Annotated in this window: 6 protein-coding genes; 5 read left to right on the top strand and 1 reads right to left on the bottom strand. The window is 73.4% G+C overall.

Annotation, left to right across the window (positions count from 1 at the left end; all coding sequences use genetic code 11):
- Positions 1–134 precede the first annotated feature (134 nt).
- The 3 genes from ACFVGO_RS36785 (at position 135) to ACFVGO_RS36775 (ending at position 4,758) form a co-directional block, all read left to right on the top strand.
- Positions 135–2,408 carry a biotin carboxylase N-terminal domain-containing protein gene (locus tag ACFVGO_RS36785; protein WP_380636489.1) on the top strand — a complete coding sequence of 758 codons (2,274 nt, stop codon included), beginning with the start codon at positions 135–137 and terminating at the stop codon, positions 2,406–2,408.
- The gene (locus ACFVGO_RS36780) at positions 2,405–3,391 is read left to right on the top strand and encodes a hydroxymethylglutaryl-CoA lyase (RefSeq protein WP_380636488.1); all 987 of its coding nucleotides are present in this window, start codon (positions 2,405–2,407) and stop codon (positions 3,389–3,391) included. Before ACFVGO_RS36785 ends, ACFVGO_RS36780 begins: the two co-directional genes overlap by 4 nt.
- 176 nt (positions 3,392–3,567) lie before the next feature.
- A complete protein-coding gene (locus ACFVGO_RS36775) occupies positions 3,568–4,758 on the top strand; it encodes an acyl-CoA dehydrogenase family protein (RefSeq protein ID WP_380636486.1) in 1,191 nt (396 codons plus the stop codon).
- Positions 4,759–4,917: 159 nt separating this feature from the next.
- Here the strand turns inward: ACFVGO_RS36775 and ACFVGO_RS36770 are convergent, their stop codons facing one another.
- Complete coding sequence (locus ACFVGO_RS36770; RefSeq protein ID WP_380351429.1) at positions 4,918–5,394, bottom strand: universal stress protein; 477 nt, start codon at positions 5,392–5,394, stop codon at positions 4,918–4,920.
- On the opposite strand from ACFVGO_RS36770, the gene ACFVGO_RS36765 reads away from it, so the two are divergent.
- Both ACFVGO_RS36765 and ACFVGO_RS36760 read left to right on the top strand, forming a co-directional pair.
- A complete protein-coding gene (locus ACFVGO_RS36765) occupies positions 5,326–6,141 on the top strand; it encodes a hypothetical protein (RefSeq protein WP_380636501.1) in 816 nt (271 codons plus the stop codon). The genes ACFVGO_RS36770 and ACFVGO_RS36765 overlap by 69 nt on opposite strands.
- A gap of 434 nt (positions 6,142–6,575) precedes the next feature.
- Positions 6,576–7,483: HAD family hydrolase (locus tag ACFVGO_RS36760; RefSeq protein WP_380636485.1), on the top strand; the 908-nt coding region annotated here is incomplete at its 3' end.

Genomic DNA, 7,483 nt, shown 5'->3' with positions numbered 1-7,483 from the left:
TCTCCCTCCATCGTCTCGCTCCTCCCTTTTGTTTGTTTCCTTCTTTTTTCCCCTTTCTATTTTTCTCTCCCCCCCCCGACCGCCCACCGCCACCTCCTTCGTACGGCTCCCCTCGACCCGGAGGAACGCCTCCCATGTTCGACACAGTTCTGGTCGCCAACCGCGGCGAGATCGCCCTCCGGGTGATCCGCACCCTGCGGCGGCTCGGCATCCGCTCGGTCGCCGTGTTCAGCGACGCGGACGCCGACGCGCCGCACGTCCGCGAGGCCGATGTCGCGGTCCGGCTCGGCCCGGCCGACCGCAGCGACAGCTCGGCGGCCGAGACCTACCTGCGGACCGACCGGATCCTCGACGCCGCCCGCCGCACCGGCGCCCAGGCCGTCCACCCCGGCTACGGCTTCCTCGCCGAGAATCCCGGCTTCGCCCGCGCCTGCGCCGACGCGGGCCTCGCCTTCATCGGGCCTCCTCCCGGTGCGGTCGAGCTGATGGGCGACAAGATCAACGCCAAGGAGGCCGTCCGGGCCGCAGGTGTCCCGGTGGTCCCCGGCAGCCGGGCCACCGCGCCCACCGACGATCAACTCGTCGCCGCCGCCGACGAGATCGGCTACCCGGTACTGCTCAAGCCGTCCGCCGGCGGTGGCGGCAAGGGCATGCGGCTCGTGCGGGACCGCGCCGACCTGCCCACCGAGATCGCCGCCGCCCGCCGCGTCGCCCGCACCGCCTTCGGCGACGACACCCTGCTGCTGGAGCGCTGGGTCGACCGGCCGCGCCACATCGAGGTGCAGGTGCTGGCCGACGCCCACGGCACCACCGTCCACCTCGGCGAGCGCGAGTGCAGCCTGCAGCGCCGCCACCAGAAAGTGATCGAAGAGGCTCCCTCCGTTCTCCTCAATGCCGAGACCCGCGCCGCGATGGGCGCCGCGGCCGTCCGCGCCGCGGAGTCCTGCGGCTACACCGGCGCCGGCACCGTGGAGTTCATCGTCCCCGGCATCGACCCGGACGCCGCCGCCTCCGACGCCGAGGGGGTTCGGGACTTCTTCTTCATGGAGATGAACACCCGTCTCCAGGTGGAACACCCCGTCACCGAACTCGCCGTCGCGGTCGGCGCGGACTCGGCCCGGCTCGACCTGGTCGAGTGGCAGGTGCGCGTCGCCGCCGGCGAACCGCTCTCCTTCACCCAGTCCGACGTCTCCTTCCTGGGCCACGCCATCGAGGCCCGCATCTGTGCCGAGGACCCGGAACGGGACTTCCTGCCCACCGGCGGCCGCATCCTCACCCTGGACGAGCCCCGGGGCGAGGGCATCCGCGTCGACTCCGGAGTGGCCGCCGGAACCGTCGTCACCAGCGCCTACGACCCCATGCTCGCCAAGGTCATCGCGTACGGGCCCGACCGCCCGACCGCGCTGCGCCGGCTCCGCGCGGCGCTGGCCGACACCCGCATCCTGGGCATCACCACCAACACCGGCTTCCTGCGCCGACTGCTCGCACACCCCGAGGTCGCCGCCGGCCGATTGGACACCGGCCTGGTGGAGCGGACGGCCCAGGAGCAGCCGGCCCTGCTCACCTCGCCGCACTCCCCCGCGAACGCGATCACCCCGGACGCGGCCGCGGCGGACCCGACCTCGGCGGTCGAAGCGCCGTCACCCGCTCACCTCCTCTACTACGCGGCCGCACTGGCACGGCACCTGGAACTCACCCCGGCCGCCGACCCCGACGGCTGGACCGACCCGTTCTCCCTTCCCTCCGGCTGGCGCCTGGGCGGCACCCCCGCCTGGACCACCCACCGACTCCGTACCCCCGGCCAGGACCCGGTGGCGGTGCGCATCCGTTCGATCACTGCGGGCAACGTAGCCGATGCCACTGACAATTCCGCCGGGACCACCCGCGAGGTGGAGCTCCGGCTCGACGAGGGCGCCGCGCACCGCGCCCGCGCGACCCTGGCCGGCGACCGGCTGCACCTGACCGTCGACGGCCTCCGCACCACGTTCTCGCTGGCCACCGACGCCACCCCCGGCCTCGCCGCCGGACCGGTGACCTGGCTCGGCATCGAGGGCGACGCCTGGCCGCTGCACGCCTACGACCCGGTCGTCGAGAGCGCCGCCGGGGCCGGGGCGCACCACGGAGCCCTCACCGCCCCGATGCCCGGCACCGTGACCGTCGTCAAGACCACGGCGGGCGAGACGGTCCGCAAGGGGCAGCCCCTGCTCGTGCTGGAGGCCATGAAGATGGAACACGTGATCGCCGCGCCGCACGACGGCGTGGTGAGCGAACTGCGGGCCGCCGCCGGCGCCACCGTCGCGATGGAGGACCTGCTGGTCGTGGTCACCCCGGTCGAGGACGCGGCGGGCGAGGACGCGGCGGCCGACCCGGTCGCCGCCCCCGCCGAGCCCGCGGAGGTCCGGTCGTGACCGCCACCGCCCGCGAGCCCGACGCCCTCGACCTGGGCCTGCCCGACCCGGTCCGCGCCCCCGGCCTGCCCGAGGCGGTCCGGATCCACGAGGTCGGACCGCGCGACGGCCTGCAGAACGAGAAGTCCTCGGTGTCGGTCGAGGTGAAGGCCGAGTTCATCGCCCGGCTCGCGGCCGCCGGGCTGCGCACCGTCGAGGCCACCAGCTTCGTTCACCCGAAATGGGTACCGCAGCTGGCCGACGCGGAGGAGCTGTTCCCCCGGCTCGCCGGCCTGCCGGAGCGCCACCCCGGCCTGCGGCTGCCGGTGCTGGTGCCCAACGAGCGCGGCCTGGACCGCGCGCTCGCCCATCACGCCTCCGACATCGCGGTGTTCGCCAGCGCCACCGAAACCTTCGCCCGCCGCAACCTCAACCGCTCGGCGGACGAGGCCATGGCGATGTTCCGCCCGGTCGTGGCCCGGGCCACCGAGGCCGGGGTCGCGGTCCGCGGCTACCTCTCGATGTGCTTCGGCGACCCGTGGGAGGGCCCCGTCCCGGTCGACCAGGTGGTCCGGTACGGCGTGCAGCTGCTGGAGCAGGGCTGCGCGGAGCTGAGCCTCGGCGACACCATCGGGGTGGCCACTCCGGGCCAGGTCACCGCCCTGCTGGCGGGCTTCGAGCGGGCCGGCGTCCCGGTCGACCGGCTCGCGGTGCACTTCCACGACACCTACGGCCAGGCGCTCAGCAACACCCTGGCGGCACTGCGCGAGGGCGTCACCACCGTGGACGCCTCGGCGGGCGGCCTGGGCGGCTGCCCGTACGCGAAGAGCGCCACCGGCAACCTGGCCACCGAGGACCTGGTCTGGATGCTGCACGGACTCGGCATCCGGACCGGCGTCGACCTGCGCGCGCTCGTCGCGACCAGCGGCTGGATGGCCGAGCGCCTCGGCCGCCCGAGTCCCTCCCGCGCCGTCCAGGCGCTGCTCGGCTCCACCGGGAGCTGACCCGCCCGCACCCGTCCCGGCGCCGACCGCCCGCAACCCGGCCGGCGCCGCGCACCACCCGCACCGCCCGACACCCGTCCCTCACATCACACCGCGCGTCCGTCACACCGTCCGACGGGCGCCGGTCACCCCGCTCACGTCCGCGGCCGACCCGGCCGGGCGCCAGGAGGATCACCATGCTCGACCACAGGCTCAGCAGCGAGTACGAGGAACTGCGGCGCACCGTCGCCGAGTTCGCCCAGGACGTGGTGGCGCCGAAGATCGGCGGGTTCTACGAGCGGGAGGAGTTCCCCTACGAGATCGTCCGGGAGATGGGGCGGATGGGGCTCTTCGGCCTGCCCTTCCCGGAGGAGTACGGCGGCATGGGCGGGGACTACTTCGCCCTGGGCCTCGCCCTGGAGGAACTCGCCCGCGTCGACTCCTCGGTGGCGATCACCCTGGAGGCCGCCGTCTCGCTCGGCGCGATGCCGATCCACCGGTTCGGCACCGAGGAGCAGAAGCGCGAGTGGCTGCCCCGGCTGACCTCCGGCGAACTTCTCGGCGCCTTCGGCCTCACCGAGCCGGAGGGCGGGTCGGACGCGGGGGCCACCCGCACCACGGCGCGCTACGACGAGGCCACCGACGAGTGGGTCATCAACGGGACCAAGTGCTTCATCACCAACTCCGGTACCGACATCACCGGCCTGGTCACCGTCACCGCACTCACCGAACCGATCGCTCGTTCGAGTGAAGAGGGCGAATTCCGCTCGCCTGTGCGGGAGATCTCCTCCATCATCGTGCCCACCGGGACCCCCGGATTCCAGGTCTCGAAGAAGTACTCGAAGGTCGGGTGGAACGCATCCGACACCCGCGAACTGTCCTTTACCGACTGCCGCGTTCCCGCGGCCAACCTGCTGGGCGAGCGTGGCCGAGGCTACGCCCAGTTCCTGCGGATCCTCGACGAGGGCCGCATCGCGATCGCGGCCCTGGCCACCGGCCTGGCCCAGGGCTGCGTCGACGAGTCCGTGAAGTACGCCGGCGAGCGCCGGGCCTTCGGCCGGCCGATCGGCGCCAACCAGGCCATCCAGTTCAAGCTTGCCGACATGGAGCTGCGCGCCCACACCTCCCGCCTGGCCTGGCGGGACGCCGCTTCCCGGCTGCTGCACGGTGAACCGTTCAAGAAGGAGGCCGCGATCGCGAAGCTGTACTCGTCCGAGGCCGCCGTCGACAACGCCCGCGAGGCGACCCAGATCCACGGCGGGTACGGCTTCATGAACGAATTCCCGGTCGCCCGCTTCTGGCGCGACTGCAAGATCCTGGAAATCGGGGAGGGCACGTCCGAGGTCCAGCGCATGCTCATCGCCCGGGAACTCGGCGTCGGTTCGTGACGACCACACCCTGACGGTCACCTCCTGAGCCGCGCCCACCGGGTCACGTACCACTCAACGCGCTTCCCCGCGCACAGAGTTGGGGGAGCCCGACGATGGAGGAGGCAGCAGGAGGAGACCTCGGGGAGGCTTCGTGAGAAGCCTCGGGAACGAGAGGCCTCAGGGGATCACGATCACCGGACGGTTGGCCCGCCGCGCCAGCCGTCCGGAGACCGAGCCGAAGATCTTGCCGAGCAGGCCGTGCGTCGTGCCGACGACGATCGCGTCGGCGGCGTACTCACGACCGACCTCCTCAATCTCGTGGCAGATGTCCCCGCCGCGCTCGACCAGGATCCACGGCACCCCGGTGAGGAAGTCCGCGCAGGCGAGCTCCAGTCCGAGGACCTCGGTCCGGTGGTCGGGGAGGTCGACGAAGACGGGTGGCTCGCAGCCTGCCCAGACAGTGGCGGGCAGACGGTTGGCGACGTGCACGATCACCAGACCGCACTGCGAACGGCGCGCCATGCCGACGGCGTAGGCGAGAGCGCGCTCGCTCGACAGCGAGCCGTCGAAGCCGACCACCACACCGTGCTGGAACACCGGGTCGAGGGACGGCGCCGGGGCTTCCTGCCCGGACGGCTCGGCGTGGCCACCCAGCGGGCCGGCCGCGCCGGCAGCCGCCTCCGGACGCTCGGCGCCCGGGCCCAGGCGGCCCGTCACCGGAGACCCGGCAGGGTCGGCCGGGGGTTCGCCACGCCGCTGGCGGGGCCCCTGGCGCTCACGGCGGGCGAGGCTGCCCCGACGGGCGAGGCCGCGAAGAGCGCGCGCGAAGCCCGGCGGGCCGTCACGCCCCGGGCCGGACTCCCCTGGCTCGGCCGGCCGGGCGTCGGTCGGCTGCGCCACGCCGGTCGGCTGGACCGCGCGGGCCGCTCCGGCCGCATCGGGTTCCTCGGCGGCGTCGGCTCGCTCGCGTCCCGTCCGTACGCCCGGGACGCGACCCGGGGCCTCGGCGCGCGCGTCAGCTCGTCCATCGACTCGTTCATCGGCTCGCGGGCCGACAGACCCGCCCGCGCCGCCGTCCCGGCGACCGTGGCCGTGGCCAGCGTCGTGGCCACCGTCGCGGCCGTCGTCACGGTCGTCGTCGGGACCGCCTTCGCGGCCCTCACCGAGGCGGCCACTGCGGCGATCACGGCCGTCGTCACCGCGCCGGTCGGCGCGGACTTCGGCCGGTCCGTCGGGACGGTCGCAGGCAGACCCGCCCGCCGGGCCCACGCTGCGGGGCGTGTCCGGTTCGACCGGTCGGGGAGGCTCAAAACCAGCCATGGCTCACGGCTCTTCGATGGAGAGGGGCCGACAGGAGAGGAGAACAACGCTGCCCGGGCAGCAGGCCCGCCCACGGGATGACGTCGGTCTGCGCCGCGCAGCACCGTATGTGACCTGTTCCTTTCAGAGTACGACGGGCCTGGGGCCCCGCCCAGCGAGGAAGCCCCTGAGCGACGTTGTTCCCGCGAAAGGGGGATGCGCCCGCCGAGGCAGTGCGCCCCGCCCACAGGCGATCGCGCCCCCTCCGGAAAGGAGGTTCCCTGGAGCTTGACTGAGCGGACCGGGCGGCGCAACAGCCCCACGGGACACCGTGACCGGACTGTCATGGATCGGCGACGATCCGTTGCGGCGCATCGCGAACCGTGACGTCCGACCTGCCCCAACAGCCCCGGACGGCCCGCGCGTCACCGCCCGCCGCAGGCGTACGGAGGCCGTTTCGGCCACTCCGTACGGCTTCGCGACGCCGTCTGGCATTTGCCAGGTGCATAGGCTCGGCCGCTGGCACCATGCTTGGCATGCCCCTGCTCCTGTTCGACCTCGACAACACCCTGTTGCCCCGGGACGCCGCCTATCGGGCCTGGGCGCAGGACTTCCTGTCCGAACACGATCTCCCGCCGGGCGACCTCGAGTGGTTCGTCACCCTCGACGGCGGCGGATACGTTCCGCGCAGCACCGTACTGTCGGCGGTCCGGCGCCGCTACGGGCTGGACGTCTCGGCCGACTTCCTGATTGCCCACTACCGACGCGGCATCAACTCCCACATCCACTGCCCGCCCAGAAACATCGAGGCGCTGCGAGCCGCCCGGGCGGCCGGGTGGACGCTCGGGATCGTCAGCAACGGCGGCACCCGGCCGCAGTTGGAGAAGATCCGGCGGACCGGACTGGGCCCGCTGGTCGACGGCTGGGTCATCTCCGAGGAGGCCGACTGCGTCAAACCGGACCCGCTGATCTTCGAGATGGCCGCCCAACGGTGCGGCGTCGCACCCACCGGGGACTGGGCCGAACACACCTGGATGATCGGGGACCACGCACCCGCCGACATCGCCGGTGCCGAACTGACCGGGCTGCGCAGCGTCTGGCTGCACCACGGGCGGCCGTGGGCGGAGAGCGGCTACCGGCCGACGCTGAAGGCGGCCGGTCTGCCGGAGGCGGTCGGCCAGGTCCTCGCCGCACGGAACGCGCCCTCGCCCCTACCGGGCCTCCGCTCCGACGGGCCGCTCCGGAAGACGGCAGCGGGGATGCCGGGCTACGCGACGGCGCTGGTCGGCGCACGGTCCGGCGCACATCCCGCGATGGCCGCCCTGGACGGCCCGAGCGCATCCGTTTCCGCAACGGCCGGGCCGGCCGGCGAGCGGGCCCCCGCGGGCGGGCCCGGTGTCCGAAACCGATCAGGCGGGTTTGCCGTGATCGCCGAGGCCCGCAC

This window comes from Kitasatospora sp. NPDC057738 (assembly GCF_042798815.1).
Classification (GTDB): Bacteria; Actinomycetota; Actinomycetes; order Streptomycetales; family Streptomycetaceae; genus Kitasatospora; species Kitasatospora lactacystinica.
This window is presented reverse-complemented; position numbering and strand designations above follow the sequence as displayed.